Origin of the sequence: Lentzea sp. NPDC051838 (genome assembly GCF_040681245.1) — a bacterium.
GTDB lineage: Bacteria > Actinomycetota > Actinomycetes > Mycobacteriales > Pseudonocardiaceae > Lentzea.
This window is the reverse complement of the sequence record NZ_JBFAYI010000049.1, coordinates 18,636-37,672: the sequence shown is the minus strand read 5'-3', so window position 1 is coordinate 37,672 and position 19,037 is coordinate 18,636. Positions and strand designations below refer to the sequence as shown.

The 19,037-nt window shown below is 68.0% G+C and carries 17 protein-coding genes; 10 read left to right on the top strand and 7 right to left on the bottom strand.

All coding sequences use genetic code 11. From position 1 onward, the window contains the following. Positions 1 to 144 precede the first annotated feature (144 nt). A complete protein-coding gene (locus AB0M24_RS45605; protein ID WP_363781073.1) occupies positions 145 to 1,140 on the bottom strand; it encodes a LacI family DNA-binding transcriptional regulator in 996 nt (331 codons plus the stop codon). A 359-nt stretch (positions 1,141 to 1,499) separates the two neighbouring features. Between AB0M24_RS45605 and AB0M24_RS45600 the strand changes: the two genes are divergently transcribed. Then, on the top strand, positions 1,500 to 2,039 hold the full coding sequence (locus AB0M24_RS45600) for an MOSC domain-containing protein (protein WP_363781071.1): 540 nt from the start codon (positions 1,500 to 1,502) through the stop codon (positions 2,037 to 2,039). Here the strand turns inward: AB0M24_RS45600 and AB0M24_RS45595 are convergent. Further along, positions 2,036 to 2,773, bottom strand: a complete 738-nt coding sequence (locus tag AB0M24_RS45595; RefSeq protein ID WP_363781069.1) for an alpha/beta fold hydrolase — start codon at positions 2,771 to 2,773, stop codon at positions 2,036 to 2,038. The two genes, AB0M24_RS45600 and AB0M24_RS45595, sit on opposite strands and share 4 nt — an antisense overlap. A 163-nt stretch (positions 2,774 to 2,936) precedes the next feature. Between AB0M24_RS45595 and AB0M24_RS45590 the strand changes: the two genes are divergently transcribed. From AB0M24_RS45590 to AB0M24_RS45575, 4 genes are all read left to right on the top strand, one after another. Further along, positions 2,937 to 3,752 (top strand): hypothetical protein, encoded by an 816-nt coding sequence (locus tag AB0M24_RS45590; RefSeq protein ID WP_363781067.1) that lies wholly within the window; start codon positions 2,937 to 2,939, stop codon positions 3,750 to 3,752. 105 nt (positions 3,753 to 3,857) lie between these two features. Then, positions 3,858 to 4,757: an anti-sigma factor RsbA family regulatory protein gene (locus AB0M24_RS45585; protein ID WP_363781065.1), complete on the top strand. Its 900-nt coding sequence runs from the start codon at positions 3,858 to 3,860 to the stop codon at positions 4,755 to 4,757. Between the two features lie 55 nt (positions 4,758 to 4,812). Beyond that, on the top strand, positions 4,813 to 6,120 hold the full coding sequence (locus AB0M24_RS45580) for a wax ester/triacylglycerol synthase family O-acyltransferase (RefSeq protein ID WP_363781063.1): 1,308 nt from the start codon (positions 4,813 to 4,815) through the stop codon (positions 6,118 to 6,120). Positions 6,121 to 6,142: 22 nt separating this feature from the next. Beyond that, a complete protein-coding gene (locus AB0M24_RS45575; RefSeq protein WP_363781061.1) occupies positions 6,143 to 6,808 on the top strand; it encodes an HAD family hydrolase in 666 nt (221 codons plus the stop codon). Between the two features lie 72 nt (positions 6,809 to 6,880). Here AB0M24_RS45575 and AB0M24_RS45570 read toward each other — a convergent pair whose 3' ends face one another. The 4 genes from AB0M24_RS45570 to AB0M24_RS45555 form a co-directional block, all read right to left on the bottom strand. After that, on the bottom strand, positions 6,881 to 8,158 hold the full coding sequence (locus tag AB0M24_RS45570; RefSeq protein WP_363781059.1) for a serine/threonine-protein kinase: 1,278 nt from the start codon (positions 8,156 to 8,158) through the stop codon (positions 6,881 to 6,883). 69 nt (positions 8,159 to 8,227) lie between these two features. Further along, positions 8,228 to 9,460, bottom strand: coding sequence for an ATP-grasp domain-containing protein (locus AB0M24_RS45565; RefSeq protein ID WP_363781057.1), 1,233 nt, complete (start codon positions 9,458 to 9,460; stop codon positions 8,228 to 8,230). A gap of 98 nt (positions 9,461 to 9,558) precedes the next feature. After that, positions 9,559 to 10,176 carry a ScbR family autoregulator-binding transcription factor gene (locus tag AB0M24_RS45560; RefSeq protein ID WP_363781055.1) on the bottom strand — a complete coding sequence of 206 codons (618 nt, stop codon included), beginning with the start codon at positions 10,174 to 10,176 and terminating at the stop codon, positions 9,559 to 9,561. Further along, positions 10,173 to 10,583, bottom strand: coding sequence for a nuclear transport factor 2 family protein (locus AB0M24_RS45555; RefSeq protein ID WP_363781053.1), 411 nt, complete (start codon positions 10,581 to 10,583; stop codon positions 10,173 to 10,175). Before AB0M24_RS45555 ends, AB0M24_RS45560 begins: the two co-directional genes overlap by 4 nt. Positions 10,584 to 10,837: 254 nt before the next feature. Between AB0M24_RS45555 and AB0M24_RS45550 the strand changes: the two genes are divergently transcribed. The 4 genes from AB0M24_RS45550 to AB0M24_RS45535 all read left to right on the top strand — a co-directional run bounded on the left by AB0M24_RS45550 (position 10,838) and on the right by AB0M24_RS45535 (position 16,498). Then, positions 10,838 to 11,146, top strand: coding sequence for a helix-turn-helix transcriptional regulator (locus tag AB0M24_RS45550; protein WP_363781051.1), 309 nt, complete (start codon positions 10,838 to 10,840; stop codon positions 11,144 to 11,146). A gap of 147 nt (positions 11,147 to 11,293) precedes the next feature. Further along, the gene (locus AB0M24_RS45545) at positions 11,294 to 11,812 is read left to right on the top strand and encodes a lamin tail domain-containing protein (RefSeq protein WP_363781049.1); all 519 of its coding nucleotides are present in this window, start codon (positions 11,294 to 11,296) and stop codon (positions 11,810 to 11,812) included. A 140-nt stretch (positions 11,813 to 11,952) separates the two neighbouring features. Further along, positions 11,953 to 12,588, top strand: a complete 636-nt coding sequence (locus AB0M24_RS45540; RefSeq protein WP_363781047.1) for a lamin tail domain-containing protein — start codon at positions 11,953 to 11,955, stop codon at positions 12,586 to 12,588. A gap of 181 nt (positions 12,589 to 12,769) precedes the next feature. Further along, complete coding sequence (locus AB0M24_RS45535; protein ID WP_363781045.1) at positions 12,770 to 16,498, top strand: S8 family peptidase; 3,729 nt, start codon at positions 12,770 to 12,772, stop codon at positions 16,496 to 16,498. On the opposite strand, the gene AB0M24_RS45530 is transcribed toward AB0M24_RS45535, so the two are convergent. Then, positions 16,483 to 17,457 carry a helix-turn-helix domain-containing protein gene (locus AB0M24_RS45530; RefSeq protein ID WP_363781043.1) on the bottom strand — a complete coding sequence of 325 codons (975 nt, stop codon included), beginning with the start codon at positions 17,455 to 17,457 and terminating at the stop codon, positions 16,483 to 16,485. The two genes, AB0M24_RS45535 and AB0M24_RS45530, sit on opposite strands and share 16 nt — an antisense overlap. Positions 17,458 to 17,609: 152 nt before the next feature. Here AB0M24_RS45530 and AB0M24_RS45525 point away from each other — a divergent pair, with 152 nt between their 5' ends. Further along, complete coding sequence (locus AB0M24_RS45525; protein WP_363781041.1) at positions 17,610 to 19,034, top strand: glycoside hydrolase family 28 protein; 1,425 nt, start codon at positions 17,610 to 17,612, stop codon at positions 19,032 to 19,034. Positions 19,035 to 19,037: the final 3 nt, after the last annotated feature.

Sequence of the window (19,037 nt, the reverse complement as noted above, 5' to 3'; positions counted from 1 at the left end):
GCGCGGGCAGACGTGCCGCATACCGGTGTTGTATGCGGGTCGTCTGCCCGCGCCACCAGGGGCCGCCTCAGGCCCGGCTATCGCGGACTGGACCTGTGAAGCAGGCCCTTGGCTCGTCTGGCGTGTTCGTTCAGTTGTGGTGGGTCAGGGCGCGGATTCGCGCACGATCAACGAGGTCGGCAGCACCAGCGGGTGGTCGGGCATCGGCTGTCCCTCGAGCGTGGAGAGCAACATCCGCGCGGCGGCGGCGCCCATCTCCTGCAACGGCTGGCGGATCGTCGTCAGCCGGGGTTCGGTGTGTCCCGCGACCGGGACGTCGTCGAAGCCGACCACGGCCACGTCCTCGGGGACGGACCGGCCTGCCTCGCGCAGCCTCCGCAGCACGCCGACCGCCGAGAGGTCGTTGTGCGCGAACACGGCGTCGAACGGGATTCCGCTCGCGAGGAGCTTGTCGACGGCGACTTCTCCGCCTTCAGTGGTGAAGTCGCCGTCGACGATGAGGTCCGGGTGCAGCGTCAGGCCCGCTTCCGCCAAAGCGAGCCGGAACCCGTCCAGCCTCGCCTGAGTGCACCCGAAGTGCGGTGGTCCGGTGACGACGGCGAACCTGCGGCGACCGGCCGCGACGAGATGCCTCGCGACATCCGCGCCTCCCTGCCGGTTCGTCGTCGTCACCGAAGGGAACTCCGGGTGCGAGCCGCGATCGTCGATCATGACGACCGGCAGTCCCGCCCGGTAGAGCGTGGAGATGTAGTGCAGGGTGTCCGGCGGCTCGACCACGAGCAGACCGTCGAAAGCGTTGGCGGACACGTGGTTCGCGAACTGGTTCAGCGACTCGGGCCCGCGGTTGATCGTGTAGAGCAGCAGCCCGTACCCGTCGGCCTCGAGCGTGTCGACGATGCCCTGCAGGACCTCGCCCATCCACGGCCACGTCAGCGACGGCGCGAGCATGCCGACCGTGCGGGTCCGCCCCCGCGCCAGGCCGACGGCACGCGCGCTGGGCACGTACCCGATCTCGTCGATGACCTTGCGAACGCGCTGTGCGGTCGACGCGTCGACGTCCGGCTTACCGTTCAGCACACGTGACACGGTCGCTTTGGACACCTGGGCGCGTTGGGCGACCTCCGCGATCGTGACACGCATGCCGAACTTCCTTTCCGCCGCCTCTGAAACCGGTTTCGGTACCGGTTCCGACGAGGTGTGACGGAGTCAACAGCCTGACGTGAGCATTAGTCAAGACTCTTGCCGGAAGTTCGTGGGAGCGTTTCCACGGCTGCCGTCATTCCCGCAGGTCGCGCTGATCGGGTGAACCGAATTGAGACGTCGAACCTCGCCTTGATCAGCGCCGTGTCGCCGTCACCTTTGTTCGGACGGAGGACCGAATGGCGCAACAGGACGACACCACCGGCCGCGACCTGACCTGGGACGAGGTCCGCCGTGCCATCGAACGAGCCGCCCGAGAGAAGCCCTCGAAGCCCCGCTGATCATGCACAATCGCAGGCATGGGGGTAGTGACAGCGGTCAGCCGCGACGAGGAGTACACGTTCACCAAACCGGTCCGCTCGAGCATCACGCTGCTCGCGGGTCTCGGCGTGGAGGGTGACGTCCACCAGGGCGTCACCGTGAAGCACCGCTCGCGGGTGGCTCAGGACCCGACGCAGCCGAACCTGCGTCAGGTGCACCTGATGCACGCGGAGCTGTTCGACGAGCTCGGCGAGAAGGGGTTCGCGGTCGCGCCGGGCGAGATCGGCGAGAACGTCACCACGCGCGGCGTCGACCTGCTCGGCCTGCCCACCGGGACGTTGCTCCACTTGGGACCTCAGGCCGTCGTCGAGGTGACCGGGCTCCGGAATCCCTGCGTGCAGATCGAGGCGTTCTCGAAGGGGCTGCTCAAGGAGGTCGTGGGCAAGGGACCCGACGGTGAGCTGATCCGGCGCGCGGGAATCATGTCGGTCGTGCTCGTCGGCGGTGTGGTGAGTCCTGGCGACGAGATCCGCGTGGAGCTGCCGCCGCTCCCCCACAAGCCGCTCGAGAAGGTCTAGTCCGCCCCGAAGTGCCCGTCGAGGATCACCGAGATCGTTCTCGGTGCCTCGACGACGGCGAGATGCGCCGCGTCGCCGACGATGTAGAGATCCGAGTCCCTCAGCTCGTCCGCGATGTGCCGCACGACGTCCGGAGGCGTGGCGTGGTCCTGCGCCGCCGCGATCACCACGGTGGGCACGTCGATCTTGCCCAGGTCCTCGCGCAGGTCCATCCCCCGGATCGCCTCGGCACACGCGAGGTACGAGGGCACGTCGACCTTCAGCAGCTCCGACCGGAAGTGCGAGACCACGGCCGGCGAGAACGACGGCGTGAACCACCGCGACACGATCGCGTCCGCCGCCGGTTCCATGCCGAGCTCCCGGATCAGCGAGATCCGCTCGTCCCACATGGACTTGTCGGGATACCAGGCGGCCGTGCACACCAACGCCAGCCGCGAGATCCGGTCGGTGTGCGCGGCGAGCCACATGCCGACCATGCCACCGAGCGACACACCGCAGTAGTACACCTGGCGCAGTCCCAAGTGGTCCAACAGCTCCACCACGTCGCCCGCGAGTGCTTCAAGAGAGCACGCACCCTCGACCGGAGCCGACAGCCCGTGCCCGCGGTGGTCGAAGCTGAGCAGGCGGAACGGCAGCGGGAAGTCGCGCCACAGCTCGGTGGTCGTGCCGAGAGCGTTGCCCAGCACCAGCACCGGCGCGTCGGCCGGGCCGGTCAGCGTGTGATGCGGGATCACCGGTCGCCTCCTCCCAACTGTGCGAGTCTGATGGGTGTTTCCCCAGGCCGCACCCTGAATCCACTTGAGACGGCACCGAACGGCTTCGGCCGGACGCGTGACGGCCCGTCACCTACGTCCAGCGTCCGAAACAAGACGTTTGAGACGCGGTCGGATGAGAGCCATGAAGACCTTGATCCTGGCAATGATCCTCATCGCACCCACACCCGCGGACGTCGACGTGCAAAGCAGCCTGTGCAGGTTCGGCAACCAGTGGATGATCAGCGGCGACTGGAACGGTGACGGCGTCGACGGGCCCGGCATCGTGCAGGAGTCCGACGCGGGGCTGGAGTGGTTCCTGCGCAACGATCCCGGCTCCGGCGCGGTCGACGTCCAGTTCTCGTTCGGGCCCAAGGGCGCCATGCCCGTCACCGGCGACTGGGACGGCAAACCCGGTGACGGCGCCGGTGTCGTCCTCAACAAGGACAAGAACCTGCGCTGGCAGCTCAAGAACAAGCTCGAGCTGGGCAGCCCCGACGCCGACTTCTCGTTCGGCACCAGCGCGACCGACATCCCGCTCACCGGCGACTGGGACGGCAAGGGCCCGACCGGCATCGCGGTCGTCCGCAACTCCGGCAACAACCTCCAGTGGCAGCTGCGCCAGACACCCGACGCCGGGTCGCCGTTCACGATCTTCAACCACGGCGCGAAGGGCGACGGGCCGCAGACCGGCGACTGGGACGGGAAGAACGGGGACGGCATCGGTTCCACGCACCGCGCGACCGGGCTGGAGTGGAAACTCCGCGACAGCGCGAGCGCGGGCAACGCCACGAAGAACTTCACGTTCGGCAACGGCAGGACCGACTGTCAGCTCACCGGCGACTGGAACGGCGACGGCATCGACACCATCGGCATCGTGCGAATCGTCGACGGCAAACGCGAATGGCAGATGCGCAACAGCCTGAACGGGGGTCCCGCGGACTTCACGTTCACCTTTTGACCGCTTCGTGTTCCTCGACAAACCACCGGCCTGGCCCCCGCCGTAACACCGTTACGAGTAGCAGAATGAAGGCTTGCCTCACGCCGCCGACCTACCGGGAAGCCGATGAACTCCGTTGCTCCGTTCGCACACGAGGCCTTGTTCTACCGGGACGAGGACGACTTCCTCACCGGCACGGCCAGATTCGTCGCGGACGGCGTGAGCAGAGGCGAGCCCGTGCTGGTGGCGGTACCCGAGGCGAGCATCACGCTGTTGCGCGACGAGCTGGGCGGCAAGGCCGACCAGGTGCACTTCATCGACATGACCGAGGCCGGCCGCAACCCCGGCCGGATCATCCCGGGCGTGCTGATGGCGTTCAGCGCGAGCGCGCCTCAGGAACGGGTGCGCATGGTCGGCGAACCGGTGTGGCCAGGCCGCAGCGAGCTCGAGTACCCGGCGTGCGTGCAGCACGAGGCGTTGATCAACACGGCGTTCGAGGGGCGCAGCGGCACTCTGCTGTGCCCCTACGACGCATCGTCGCTGCCTGAGCACGTGCTGGAGGACGCGCGGCGCACGCACCCGGTGGTGATCGACGGGAGCAAGCGGATCGCGAGCGAGTGGTACACCGATCCGGCCGGGCTGGCCGACATCTACAACGTGCCGTTGCCCCCGCCACCGCCGTCCGCCGAGGAGCACATCTTCTCCGTCGGCACTCTGGCGCACATGCGCAGGCTCGTGACGGCGTACGCGGACTGGCTTCGCCGCGAGCAGGTCGAGGATCTGGTGCTCGCCGTGAACGAGCTCGCGACGAACAGCATCCTGCACGCGTCCGGCCGCGGCGTGCTGCGGTTGTGGCGCGAGGGCGACACCGTCGTGTGTGAGGTGAGCGACTCGGGCACGGGTTTCCCGCCCTCGTTCACCGGTCTGTCGGGCTTCGGGATCGTGATGGTGAACCTGTTGTGTGACCTGGTTCGCACCCACACGAGTCACACCGGTACCACCGTTCGAGTGTATCTGGGGCGGTAGAGAGTCACCGCCATCTCATCGCAATGCGCTCGACACGCGGACCTGTTTTCCTGGCATGCCTATGACAGACCACCTCTCCCCCCTCGACATCGCCTTCCTCGCCATGGAGGGCAACGCGAACCCGTTGCACCTCGGCGCGGTCGCGACCTTCGCACCGTCCACTCCGGTGCATCCGGCCCGCATCGCCGCCGTGCTCTGCGAACGCGCTCTGGAGATCCCGCGTTTGCGTCAACGTGCACGAACGTCGTTGCTGGGCGGGGCGCGCTGGGTGGAGGATCCCGGCTTCGCGCCGGAGGATCACGTCTTCACGCACCACGTGCGCGGCCGGGAACGGTTCGCGACCTTGGTGTCCCACCTCATGGCGCAGCCGCTGGACCTCGCGCGGCCGCCGTGGGAGCTGCACGTCGTCACCGGACTCGCGGGCGGGCGGTTCGCGGTCGTCGCGAAGCTGCACCACTCGTTGTGCGACGGCATGAAGGCCGTTGGCCTGGGAATTCAGCTGTTCGACCCGTCGCGGCTGTCCATTCCGGACACTCCAGCGCCGATCATCGAGAAGTCGATCATCCCGTCTCTCCCGTCGTTGCGCGGGATCAAGGACACGATCGACATCGCCTCGTCGGTGCTGATGAACACCCGGCCGCCGACGTTGAACTCGCCGGTGCTCACCGCGTCGACCCGGCCACGCCGCGTGGTGATGTCGCGCCTGGATCTCGCGGACGTGCACCGAATTCGCCGCGCGCACGGCGGCACGGTGAACGACGTGTTGCTCGCGCTGGTCACGGGTGCGTTGCGGCACTGGCTTTCCGCGCACAACAGCGCCTCGGCCGACTCGGTCGTGCGTGCGCTGATCCCGGTTAACCAGCGCTCACGCTCCGGCGACGCGTCGTCCGGCAACTCCATCTCCGGCTTCCTGCTGTCGTTGCCGGTCGGCATCGCGGACCCGCTCGAGCGGCTGCAGAACGTCCAGGAGCAGATGGAGTCGGCGAAGGCCCAGGGCCCCGACCGCGGCGCCGGCGCGCTGCCGCTGCTCGCGGACAAGGTGCCGCCCCTCGTGCACCGCTTGGCCGCTCCCGTCGCCGCCCGCTGCGCCCCGCTGCTGTTCGACACGCTGGTCACGTCGGTGCCGCTGCCTTCGGTGCCGTTGTCGCTGGACGGCGCCGCACTGTGCGAGCTGTACCCCGTCGCGCCAGTGGCCCCCGGACACGCCGTTGGTGTCGCTCTGTCCGTGTACCGCTCCTCGGTGCACGTCTGCCTCAACACGAACCAGTCGTGGATGTCCGACGCGCAGTGGCTCGACGGTGTGCTGCGACGCGAGGTGTCGTCCCTTCAGGACGCCCGCGAGCTGGTGGGTTTGCCGAGGTAGAAGGCCGGGCAAACCTCCCGCCATGAGCAACGCCGTGGTTCTCGACGTGGACGGCACGCTGGTCGACACCAACTACCACCACACGGTGGCGTGGCTGCGGGCCTTCCGCGACGTCGACGTCACCGTGCCGGGCTGGAAGGTGCACCGCGCGATCGGCATGGGCGGCGACAAGCTCGTGGCCGCCGTCGCGGGCGACCAGGTGGAACGCGACCACGGCTCCGAGGTGCGCGCCGCGTGGGAACGGCACTTCGACGGGATGCTGGCCGAGATCCAGCCCCTCGAAGGCGCCCACCGCCTGATCCGCGCCGCCACGGACCTCGGTCTGGCCGTGGTGCTGGCGTCGTCGGGCAAGCGCAAGCACGTCGAGCACTACCTGAAGCTGCTCGACCCCGGTGACATCGCCTGGACGTCCTCCGACGACGTGGACGACTCGAAGCCCGCGCCGGACCTGATCGAGGTGGCGCTGCGCTCGGTGCACAGCTCGCGCGCTGTCGTGATCGGCGACTCGGTGTGGGACTGCGAGGCGGCGGAACGGGCGGGGCTGCCGTCCATCGGGCTGCTGACGGGCGGGTTCGGGGAGGACGAGCTGGTGGACCGCGGCGCTTCGGCGGTGTACGCGGACCTGGACACGCTGCGCGCAGAGCTGTCGGACCTGCCGTTCGCCGAGGTGCGGGCCCCGAACGCCTGAGGGCTGTCAGACCCGCTCACTAGAATCGAAAATGGGGGTACCCGGCCCGACCCGTGTGTGTGGTGAGCGCGCTTAGGGCCGAGGCCCGTCCGACTTCTTGGTCGGCTTGCCCGGATCCCGGTCCTTGGTCGACTTGGGCGTCGTGGTCGTCGGCTCCTGCGTGGTCGACACCGTGCTCGACCCCGGCTGCCCCGGCCCGTGCTGGTCCGGGTTGCTCGACGCGCTCCCGGTGCTCGGATTGCCCGGCTGCGGCGCACCAGGCACGCCAGGAGCACCCGGCGTCTGCGTCACCGTGATCGTCGACGCCCCCACCGTCACCACGTGCGTCGAAGGCCCCGGCAGCGGCTTCTCGTCGGCGGCGGGTGCCTCACTGCCGCCTCCGCCGAAGTTGACCACCGCCACGGCCACCGCCGCGACAGCCGCGACCGCTGCCCCGCCGATCGCCAAGCGCTTGCCCCGCCTGGGCGCCTGTGACGGCATCTCCAGCGGGTCTGCCGACACCGCCGCGTCCGGCAGCAGGGCCGGCAGCCCGCGGCTCACCTCGTGCGCGGCCGACAACGACCGCGCGCACATCTCCGCGGTCGGACGACGGCGAGGATCCATCTCCGTCATCGCCGACAGCAACGACACCCAGGCCAACGGCAGATCGATCGGAATCCGGGGAGTCCGCGCCAGCCGGGCCAACGCGGCCTCGGCGTCGCCACCGGGATATTCGGCCCGTCCGGTCAGGCACTCCAGCAGCACCAGGCCCAACGCGTAGACGTCCGACGGCGGGCCTACCGTCGAGCCGCGCACCTGCTCCGGCGACAGGTACCCGGCCGTGCCGACGAGCACGCCGGACGTGGTCACCCGCGTCACCTCGGCCACCAGCGCCAGCCCGAAGTCCGCCAGGTAGGCCTGCTTCTCCTCGTCGTCCAGCAGGATGTTCGACGGCTTGATGTCCCGGTGCACCACGCCGAGCCCGTGCACGTGGTGCAGCACGGACGCGATCTGCCCGCCGATGCGCGCCACGAACCGGGGCGGCAGCGGGTCGCGCATGCGTTGGCGCAGCGTGCCGCCGGTGATCTCGCGCATCACGAAGTACGGCCGGCGCGAGAGCATCCCCGAGTCGTACACCGGGATCACGCCGGGGCAGTCCAGCTCCAGCAACATCGACGCCTCGCGCTGCAGCCGCAGCTCGTCGTCGGGCAGGCCGGGACCGGAGAAGATCTTGATCGCCACCGAGGACGTGGTCGAGCGGTCGTAGCAGCGGTAGACCTCGGCCATGCCACCGGAGCCGAGGAGCGACCCGACGACGTACCGGTCGTCGATCACCGCCCCGGTCAGGTCGCCGTCCCAAGGTGCGCTCATGGGCCTCCGCTCGTCGCGCAGCAACCTAACGGGTCGCGTGGAATTCCGGCTACCCGGCCGACCTGAAGATCAAACTACGATCAGCCCGGCCTCGATCTCGCGCACCAACGCCTCGTCGCGTTCCAGCACTGAGATATCGGTGTGGGCGAGCACGACGTAACCGAGCGACGTCCACAGGTCCACCGTGCGCGGCACCTGCGAACCCTCGCGATACGGCAGAGAGGCCCTTACGAAACTCGGCAGCGACGACGCCAGTGAGTCGAACCGCACCGCGTTGCCCAGCTCACCGGCCGCGGGCGACGACAGGTAGACGGACTTCACGTGCCGGTGCTGGGTGTACCGCGCGACAGAAAGGTCTTCATCCACCCGGTGGCGGACCATTCGGGTGATCTGGCTCTCCTGGGCGCCGATCAGGGTCAGCTCCTGCTGCTCGGCACCGGCCAGCCGGGCGCCGATCTCGATCAGCCGCGGGCCGTCCGGAGTGATCATCACCTCGACGTGCGCCGGCCCGTTGCGCACCCCGGTCGCGTCCAGCACCTGGCACACGTACTCGAACAGCACGTCGACCACCGGATCGTCGGCGGGCACGAGCGTGTTCGACAGGTAGATGCCGAGCCGATCGCCCCGGCACTCCTTGGCGTAGCGCCAGACCGCCGCCAGACCGTGCTGCCCGTCGATCGAGTAGGTGTCGACCTCGTACTCGGTGCCGACAGCGAGCTCCTGCACCAGAACGCGGTCGTTGCGCAGGCCGAGCTTGTTGACGCTGCCGTGGATGCGGGAGAACTTCTCCCGCCAGTCGTCACCGGGCTGCGCGACGAACACGTCGTCCGTGCCACCGCTCTCCTGCGGCTTCAGCACGATCGGCGAGCCCTCCAGCCCCTCGCGCCGCAGCCAGGCCGCCACCTCGTCGACGTTGTCGGAGCTGATCTGGCGCAGGTGAGGGACACCGGCCGACCGCAGTGCCACGGCCATCTGCCACTTGTCCCGACGGGCGGACGACAACGACAGCACGTTCGACCGTCCCGGCGCGATCAGCTCGGACAACGCCTCGGCGGCCTCCACCCCGGTCTCGGTGCCCGGCACCACGGCGATCGGCGAGTGCACGGCGAGCTTCCCCGCCAACGAGTCGAGGTCCGACAGGACGTGCACCTCGCGGTAGTTCGACGGGATCCACGTCCTGGCGAGCCCCGCGGGTGGTTCAGGGGTGGTCAGCACCGCGATCGCATCGACATCACGCTCGGCGAACGCGGGCGCGATGCCCTTGCCGGCCGAGTACGGATCCACCACGACGATGTGCGCCACCGCTGCTCCTCCAAGATCGTAAAGACATCTTCCGAACGTGGATCACAACAGCGGAGGCCTGACCAGGCATTCCTGTCTCGATTGGGTCGAGACGACCGTCACTCGAATCGCAACGTCTCGTAGACGGAAGTTGTCACCAGGCTGCCAGAGGAGGCACGCCACACCCGCGAAAGCCGCTGCCGCAGATCCGTGCCGCCGCTCAGCGCCTGCGCCACGAACTGCAGCCCGAGCAGCTCGGCGACGATCTGCTCGGCCGCGTGCCGCAGGTTCACCTCGGCCTTCACCTCACCGCGTTGCTGCGCGAGCCCCAGCAACTCCCGCACGACCGCGATCCAGCCGACGACCTGCGCGGCGGCCGCGACGTCGAAGAACACCGCCTCCCGCAACAACTTCGCGCTCACCCGCACGGTGAGATCGGAGTCGAGCCTGCGGGCGAACTCGAACGACATCGCGATCAGCGCCTGCATCGGAGACAGGCCGAGGGCGAGCTGCTCGTCGCGCAACCGGTGCCACAGCAACGACTGCTCCTCGATGATCGCGACGCCCAGAGCTTCCTTCGAGCGGAAGTGGCAGTACAGCGCGCCTTTCGAGACGTCGGCGCGGGCGCACACGGAGGTGAGGCTGGATCCCGCGAACCCGTCGCGGTCGAAAACCTCGGCCGCCGCTCGCAGCAGCTTGGCCCTGGTGTGTGTCGATCTCTCTCTTTTGGCGCTCATGCCTCGGTCCGCGCCGCACCGGTCGCCAACGCGACGGACAGCGTGTCCGGCAGCTGCCAGTACTGCTCTATCTCCCCCAGGTGCACCGAGAGCACGGCGGCGAACCGCACGTCCGCCTGTGCTCCGGTGGCCAGCACCCGCCAGCGCGCCGAGCCGACCACGGCCGCGTCACCTCCGTCGACGATCACCTGGCGCACCGAGAGCTGCTCCAGGTCGAACGTGGCGAACTGGGTCAGGAACTGGGACTCGACCTCGCGGCGGGTGCGCGGGCCTGGAGCCCAGCGGGAGCCACCGGGTTCGGGGGCCTCCCATTCCACGGTCGGCGCGCACAACCGCGCGATGCCCGATGCGTCCTGTGCCGCGAGCCGCGCCAGGAACACCTGCACCACTTCGACCGTCGAGAGCATTTTCTCCACCTTCTCACCCCGGTCATTGCTACCGCAACGACCCCGGACTTGCCTACACTAGCGATCGAGGGGGAATGTGAGTGCGCACACCCCATTGGCCCAGTTGCGTTTAACCCAAACATCCGATCGGATGATTCAGGCGGTACTCGAACTTTCAACGACCGCCGGTATCACCGCATTGCACGGACCGAACTTCGAGGTTCTGCGGCATGGTGGATGGCGCACCCGCCATCTCACCGAAACGGAGCAGAACCGTGCTCAAGGCAGTCCGTGAAGCCCACGAGCACCAGGACGTCCCGCCGATTACAGCCTTGATTCCACAGGCGCGGCGAGAGCAGGGCCTCACCCAGCGCGAACTCGCGGACCTGTTGTGCGAGATCTCACAAAACGACAGCGTCACCCGTGAAGAAGTGTCGAGATGGGAACGCGGTAAACGCATTCCCGGCCCCTACTGGCGTGCCTGGATCAGCGCGGCGCTCGATGTGCCGCATGCCGAGGTCGACCGGGCCGCGGTGATCGAACGGGAATCCCGCAGGACACGAACCGAGGACCAGCCGCACTAGCGGAGCGCGGGCAGACGGCAGGGGTCTGCCCGCCCGCGGAGGGTGGTGCCCTGCGGCCGCCGCGGGCACCACCCTCCCCACAAGTCCCAGGCAGCAAGGACCTTTGGCCCCCTGTGCGTCCGCGCACAGGGGGCCAAACTGCGTCTCGTGACCCCCTTCGCTAACCCCTTTGCAACCCTGTTGTTACTTGCCAGTAGCGTGTTCGGCGGAACGCCGGGTGTTTCCCCGGTCAAAGTGAACGAGATCGAGTTGGGCCCCGCCGGATTCGTCGAGTTGCGCAACACCGCCGCTACCACGGCAGACATCGGAGGATGGACGGTCCAGTCCTGCTCCGGCGGTACGGCGCGAATCCTCGCCACCATCTCACCCAACACCGTCCTACCTCCGGGTGAATACTTCGTGATAGTTGGCAGCGCGTTCAGCGGAACGGTGCCCAACGGTCTCGTAGTGGACAGCGTGGACGGAAGCGGAGTAATCGCCAGGAACCGGTACGGAGCGCACACCGACAGCGTGGGATTGAGCACGTCCTCACCCTGCAGGGAAGCAGCTCCGGCCACCCCCTGCTCCGATTCCTCGCTGGGCCGCGACGGCGCCTCGCGGGACACGGACCAGAACTCGGCCGACTTCACCTGCCGCATTCCTTCTCCCGGCGAAAACAATCTTTAACCTATCCGTAATGGCCCCTTTCGAGTCCGAACGAATGCGAGCAAAGTCAGTCCCAGCGGCAAGACAGGTCGTTCCCCTCGACCGGACGTGCCGCGTCTGAGAAATACTCCCGAATTCACTTTCTCGAAGGGACCAAGACAATGCGTCGACTGCTGAGCGGAGCCGCGGCTCTCGCATTCGCGAGCACGATCGCGTTCGCGGGACTCGCGAGCGCGGCCCAGGAGCCCTCCGCTCCCGAGGTCATGGCCGTGCCGGCTGTGCTCATCAACGAGGTCTCGACGATGGGCCCGAACGGGCCGCTCGACGAAGCGATCGAACTCGTCAACACGACCGACGAGCAGCTCGACCTCACCGGCTGGGTGCTCAAGATCTACAACCAGCAGAACCAGATCATCCAGACCATCCCGCTGATGGACACGCTCGGCCAGCCGATCGTGCTGGCGCCCAAGAACAACGTCGGTTCCACGCTGGTGCTGACGGGTGCCGAGTTCTCCGGCACGACGAGCACGCCGCACGTGCTGCCCGTGAACTTCCTGGGCGTTGAAGGCATTCCGGTGTTCGGTGGCGTCGCGGTCTTCGGCAGCAACGCGCCGACCGCATTCAAGATCGACGGCGTCGCGTTCTCGTCGAGCGCGATCACCCCGAAGGAAGGCACCAACGCCGCTCCGGAAACCACGCAGACCGCGCAGCTCGCCGGCTCGAACACGCGCAACATCCTGAGCGTCGACACCAACAACAACCAGCGTGACTTCTCGCTGCAGGAACGCACCTTCTAAGAGATCCGCACAGTCCAACCAGCGGGTGCACCACGTGCCCCAGGCCACCGCCCCTCGGCGGCCTGGGGCACTTCCGCGTGCTGGCGCGAAGTCGCCAACGGCGACTAACCGCCGCTTTCCACTGTTCCGCAAGGAATTCCGGCCCCTCATCCTGCTGTGAACTGATCACAGGGAGGGCGCCGTGTTCCGACACGTTCTGGCACTTGCCATCGCCGCGGCCACGCTCGTCGCACCACCGGCGTCCGCAGCGGGACCACCACCAGCAGCACAGACGTCCGAGACGTCACATCGGATCACACTGATCACAGGCGATGTCGTCGACTACACCAAACGTTCCGACGGCCGCGAGATCGCGGAGATCCACGCCGCCCCGCGCGAGGGCGAACCACCCGTCTTCCACACCATGACGACGCCCGACGGTCTGCACGTCTACCCGTCCGACGCGATGGGCGCACTGACCTCCGGCACCGTCTCGCGCACGCTCTTCAACGTCACCGAACTGGTCCGCACCGGCCAGTCCGACGACCGCACCGCGACGGTTCCAGTGCTGATGACCGGCGGTTTCTCCACCAGCGCACACACCAGGATCAGCACGCTCAACGCCTCCGGCATCCGCGTGGAGAAGACCAAGGCACAGGACTTCTGGCGCGGTCTGGACATGAGCGTCAAGTCCGGTGTGCGGCTCACATACGACCGGCCCGTCCACATCGCGCTCGACCAGACCACGAAACAGATCGGCGCGCCGACGGCGTGGGCTTCGGGCCTCAACGGCACCGGCGTCACGGTCGCCGTCGTCGACACCGGCATCGACGCCGCCCACCCCGACGTCGCCGGCAAGATCACCGCGTCCGAGAACTTCTCCGACGAACCCGACGTGGCGGATCGGCACGGCCACGGCACGCACGTCGCGTCCACCGTCGCGGGCACCGGCGCCGGTTCGTCCGGCAAGTACAAAGGCGTTGCGCCGGCAGCGAACCTGGTGATCGCCAAGGTGTTCAACGGCGCCGGCGACGCCGACACCTCCCAGGTGATGGCGGGCATCGAGTGGGCCGCCCGCTCCGGCGCGAAGATCGTCAACCTCAGCCTGGGCGGTGACGTCACCGACGGCTCCGACGAGCTCAGCGCCCTGGTGGACCGCCTGACCATGGAGACCGGCGCGCTGTTCGTGGTGGCAGCGGGCAACAACGGTCCGGCCGGACGTTCGGTCACCTCCCCCGGCGCCGCCGCCTCGGCGCTGACCGTGGGCGCGGTCGACCGCCAGAACAAGCTGGCACCGTTCAGCAGCACCGGTCCGCGCATCGGCGACGCGCTGGTGAAGCCCGAGATCAACGCGCCGGGCGTGGGTGTGGTGGCCGCGCGGGCCGCCGACACGTCGATGGGCGCACCGGTGTCCGACCTGTACACCGCGGCTTCGGGCACCTCGATGGCGACGCCGCACGTGGCAGGAGCGGCTGCGTTGTTGTTGCAGCAGCACCCGGACTGGAACGCGCAGACGTTGAAGAACGCACTGGTGACGAGTGCAGCCGACGTGGGAATGACCTGGTACGAGCAAGGGGCGGGGCGGCTCGACGTGGCCCGCGCCGTAACGCAGAAGGCAACAGCGACGGCTTCGGTGGGCTTTGGACGCTACGAAAGGGGAACTGGTGCGGCCGGCACGGCGAGCATCCTCACCCGCGAACTCACCTACACCAACAATTCCGAAGCCGCGGCCACCCTCGATCTCTCCGCCGCGATGAAGGGCTGGGACGGCAAGCCCACCACCGCCTTCACCGTCACCCCGGCCCGCCTCACCATCCCGGCCAAGGCCAAGGCCTCCGCAACCCTCACCCTCGACCCCGAAGCGGGCCCGGCAGGCGTCTACGGCGGCACGATCACCGCGACCGGCTCCGGAACCACCCTCCGCACCCCGGTCAGCGTGTACGAGGCCCCACAGACGTTCCCGGTGTCCGTCCACGTCCGCGACACCGCGGGCAAAGCGCCGGCCCCGGCGTTCGGCCAGCTGATCGACGACTCCAACGGCGGCGACGACGTCAACGACCCGTTCGACGACATCACCAGCTACGTGTTCGACGTCGTGAACGGCGAGGGCATCGCGAACGTGCCGAGCGGCCGCTACTCCGCCGTCAGCTGGGCGACCGAGAACACCGCGGGAGTCCGCCGCTGGTCCGCCCTCGCCGCACCGGAGCTGACCGTCGCCAAGGCACACGACGTCTCGCTCGACGCACAGAAGACCGTGCCGATCGAGGTCGTGCCACCAGGCCCGGCCGAGCAGCGCGACCGCACCGTCACGATGCGCCGTGTGCTGCCCGCCGAGGGCGACAAGCCGGCGTTGATCACCGAGATCACCGCGATGCTCGGCACCGCGCCGTGGGAGATTCGCGCGACGCCGTCAGCGGCAGCCAAGCAGGGCGCGATCTCGTTGCAGGACAACATCACCCTGCAAACCCCCACCATCGCGCTCACCGCGGGGAACAAGACCGTCAAGGCCGACGGTGACGTCTCGAAGTGGCCCGGCGAGATCACCGACGGCATCAAGCTCGTCAAGATCAAGCCGGACACGCCCGCCAACATGGTCAAGGCGGCCAACGCCGCCGCAACGGCAGCAGCACAGGAGGGCAAGAAGGCACTCCTGTCCTATGTGGACCAGTCGAACGCACTGGCGCTCACCGGACTCTCCAGCACCGCACTGCCGTCACTGAGCATCAGCAACGCCGACGGCGAGTTCCTGGCCAAGCAGACGGCGATCAAGCTCAGCATCAAGGCGAGCCCGGAGTCGGTGTTCAACCTCAGCTACCTCGACGCCAACGGCATCCCGGCCAATCACACACAAAAGGTCGACCCGGCCAAGCTGGTGCTGCGCAGGACCGAGTACCACGCCGACAAGCCCGGTCTGACCGTGCAGAAGAACTGGTACCCCTTCCCGACCGGCCTGTGGCAGACGCAAGCCATGCGCGGCATGACGTTCACCCCGCCGGCCGCGTGGAACGAGTACATCGGCCCCGGCGACGACCGGATCGTCTGGAAGCGCTCGGTCACGTTGAGCGGCACGGACGCCAAGGGCGCTCGCGCGGCCATGGCGATGTACCAGGAGAACGTGTTCCGCACCGGCCAGGCACCAGCACTGGAACGCTGGTTCGCGGGCCCGATGCACAGCACGGCGATCGACCTGCAGTCCGACCACCCGGCGCGCTACCCCGGAACCGACTCGTGGAAGCAGCTCTGCTCGAACTGCCGCGCCGGCGACACGTTCGTCCCGGCTCTGCAGTGGACGGACGGCAACCCCGGCCACTACACAAACCCCTACCAGAACAGCAAGTTCTTCACGACGACGAAGGTGAGGTTGTTCCAGGGCACGAAGGAGATCCCGCAGAACGCCGAACAGCTCGCGTTCTACCCGACCTTCCAGCTGGATCCGAACCCGGCCACCTACCGGCTCGAAACGGTGGAAACCCACGCACCGGGAGCGGTCGCGGGCGCGGTCAACCCGATCCTGTTCACCCTCGCCCCGCGCACCGAGACGACGTGGACGTTCAAGTCGCAACGGTCGCTCAACCCGCCACCGCGCGGCTACGCGTGCCACCAGCAACAGCAGACGTGCCAGTTCCAGCCGCTCATCCAGCTCCGGCACGACCTGCCGCTCGACCTCACCAACTCGGCACCACAAGGCAAACCGTTCGTCTACCACGTGCACGCGACGAACAGCGCGCCGATCACCGCGGTCAAGGTGCAGTGGTCGACGGACGGCGTGACGTGGCGGCAGGCGCCGGTCCAGCCCGCCGGTGACCGCTGGCAGGTCACGATCGACCAGCCCACGGGGTACGTGTGGCTGCGCACAGAAGCCAGGGACGGAGCCGGAAACACGGTCACGCAGACCATGCAGAAGGCGTTCCGGACCTACTCCAGCGGCTGAGGTGGAGGGAGCAGGGAACCAGCACCTCGTGCCGCAGCGCGCAGACCCGCCTGAAAACGGGTCTGCGCGCCCAGCTCGTCCATCAGCCGGTGCAGCCGCCGCTGGAACGTCCGGTAGCTCAGCCCCAGCTGTTTCGCGATGCTGCGATCCGGCAGCCCTGTGGCCAGCAGAGCCAGCAGCCGCGCGTCCGCGATCGAGATCTCGTTCGACGACGGCTCCCCCGGCAACGCCAGCGGCACCGCGTCCTCCCACAACCGCGCGAACAGGGCGCCGAGCGAGTCCAGCAACGCCGACCGGTGCACGATGACCGCGCTCTCCAGCACCGTCTCGGTGCTGTGCAACGGGATCAGCCCCAGGTGGGCGTCCGCGAGGATCATCTTCGTGGGAGCGACGGCGACGACCCGCGCCTCCTCCCCCAGCGACAGCCCCATTTCCAGGTCCGCGCGCAGGTCGTGCAGCTCCAGCGCCTGCCGCTCGTAGATGCCCCGAAACCGCACACCACGCTGCAGCAGCTCCTCCTCGACGGGGTGCAACGAGCTGGGAGCCTTCGCGTACGGCGGCTTGTCCACGAACCGCACCTCGTGCCGTGCCGTGCGCATCACCTGGTCGACGCGCTGCGAGATCGCGTCGGCCCCGTGCACCACCTCGACGAGGTCCGCGGGAGCGCGCACACCGGCCGCGCGCTCGTACCGCACCTGCAGTTCGCCGGCCAGCAACCGGTCCCGCCGCAGCTCGTCCTCGGCGCGCAGGAAGTACGCCGCGAGCGCCACGTCCGGGGCCACGGCCGTGTGCAGACCGTTGACCTGGTGGACGAAACCCAGATCGGTCAAGGACCTCAGCGCTGTGCGAACGGCCCGTTCAGCCAGTTCCGTCGCACCGCAGAGCTCCGTCACACCCAGTTGATACGAGTCCACGAGCGTCTCGTAAACGGCGAGCTCCGCAGGACGCAATCCGAGCACACAAGCCAGTATGCCGACTTCGGGCAGCCGTTGACGCGGGGCCAGAGGCGGGTGTAGACCTACGTTGAAAAGGTTTACAACTGCGTTTCATCGTTGTGAACTCGCCGCCGCCGCCCGCTGTTGTACCAACGCATGCGTGCGAAAGGACGGCAATGGAGACCAACCGCCGCGACTTCCTCAAGGTCGCTGGTGCCACCGCCGGTGTCACGATGTTGTCCAGCTCGTTCCTCAACGCACCTGTGGCGGCGGCGGAAGAGCACATGTCGATCCCGATGGCCGAGTCGCCGTGGGACCAGGTGCCCGCGATCCTCGCCAAGATCGTCCCGCCCACGTTCCCCAGCGCCAAGTTCGACATCACCTCCTACGGCGCCAAGGGTGACGGCAAGACGAAGAACACCGACGCCTTCAAGAAGGCCATCGAGGCCTGCAACGCGGCGGGCGGCGGCCAGGTCGTCGTGCCCAAGGGCAGCTTCCTCACCGGCGCGATCACCCTGCTCAGCAACGTGAACCTCGTCGTCTCCGAGGGCGCGACCATCAAGTTCTCCACCGATCCCAAGGACTTCCCGCTGGTCTACACGCGGTGGCAGGGCATCGAGTGCATGAACTTCTCGTCGTTCATCTACGCCCGCAAGGCCGAGAACATCGCGATCACCGGGCCCGGCCTGATCGACGGCCAGGGCCCGTCCGGACCGTGGTTCGACTACGACGGCAAGCGCCAGCCCGACTGGGAGCAGCTGCAGAAGTGGGCGGTGGACAACAAGCCCGTCACCGAGCGCAAGTTCGGCATGGGTCACTACCTCAAGCCCAACATGGTGACCTTGTACGAGTGCAAGAACATCCTGATCGACGGCGTGCAGCTGCGGAACTCCGCGATGTGGAACGTGCATCCCGTGCTGTGCACCAACGTGACGATCCGCAACATCTTCGTCTACAGCCGCGGCGGCATGGTCGACGGCTGCGACCCCGAGGCCTCGCAGTACGTGCACATCACCGGCTGCCGGTTCGACTGCGGTGACGACGGCATCGCGATCAAGGCGGGCCGCGACATCGACGGCAGGCGCATCGGCGTGGCGAGCGAGAACATCGTCATCGAGAACTGCTCGTTCGAGGGCCGCTGGGGCGCGCTGACGGTCGGCAGCGAGATGTCCGGCGGCGTGCGCAACGTGTTCTTCCAGGACTGCACGGTGAAGAAGGGCTCGTCCTACAAGCCGTTCCACGTCCTGTACATCAAGACGAACAAGCGGCGCGGCGGCACCGTGGAGAACATCCACGCCCGGCGCATCAAGGCGACCGACGTCGACCGCGAGGCGATCATGGTGACGCTGAACTACAGCCTCACCGGCCCCGGTTACGGCCCGATCGTGAACCCCAAGGTGCAGAACATCACCGCCGACGGCTTCACCGTCAACGGGGTCAAGAAGACCGCGGTCACCCTCGACGGGCTCGGCGAGTCGCACATCAAGGGCGTGACCGTCTCCAACAGCACGTTCACCAACGTCACGACCGCCAAACCGTCGATCAAGAACGCGGACGGCACCACGTTCACGAACGTCACCATCAACGGCAAGAAGGTCTGAGGA

What these genes read in the sequence shown, in the direction of transcription:
- AB0M24_RS45605 (WP_363781073.1), bottom strand. Translation starts at nt 1,140, where the DNA reads ATGCGTGTCACGATCGCGGAGGTCGCCCAACGCGCCCAGGTGTCCAAA.
- AB0M24_RS45570 (WP_363781059.1), bottom strand. Translation starts at nt 8,158, where the DNA reads ATGAGCGCACCTTGGGACGGCGACCTGACCGGGGCGGTGATCGACGAC.
- AB0M24_RS45575 (WP_363781061.1), top strand. Translation starts at nt 6,143, where the DNA reads ATGAGCAACGCCGTGGTTCTCGACGTGGACGGCACGCTGGTCGACACC.
- AB0M24_RS45560 (WP_363781055.1), bottom strand. Translation starts at nt 10,176, where the DNA reads ATGAGCGCCAAAAGAGAGAGATCGACACACACCAGGGCCAAGCTGCTG.
- AB0M24_RS45555 (WP_363781053.1), bottom strand. Translation starts at nt 10,583, where the DNA reads ATGCTCTCGACGGTCGAAGTGGTGCAGGTGTTCCTGGCGCGGCTCGCG.
- AB0M24_RS45580 (WP_363781063.1), top strand. Translation starts at nt 4,813, where the DNA reads ATGCCTATGACAGACCACCTCTCCCCCCTCGACATCGCCTTCCTCGCC.
- AB0M24_RS45600 (WP_363781071.1), top strand. Translation starts at nt 1,500, where the DNA reads ATGGGGGTAGTGACAGCGGTCAGCCGCGACGAGGAGTACACGTTCACC.
- AB0M24_RS45525 (WP_363781041.1), top strand. Translation starts at nt 17,610, where the DNA reads ATGGAGACCAACCGCCGCGACTTCCTCAAGGTCGCTGGTGCCACCGCC.
- AB0M24_RS45585 (WP_363781065.1), top strand. Translation starts at nt 3,858, where the DNA reads ATGAACTCCGTTGCTCCGTTCGCACACGAGGCCTTGTTCTACCGGGAC.
- AB0M24_RS45590 (WP_363781067.1), top strand. Translation starts at nt 2,937, where the DNA reads ATGAAGACCTTGATCCTGGCAATGATCCTCATCGCACCCACACCCGCG.
- AB0M24_RS45540 (WP_363781047.1), top strand. Translation starts at nt 11,953, where the DNA reads ATGCGTCGACTGCTGAGCGGAGCCGCGGCTCTCGCATTCGCGAGCACG.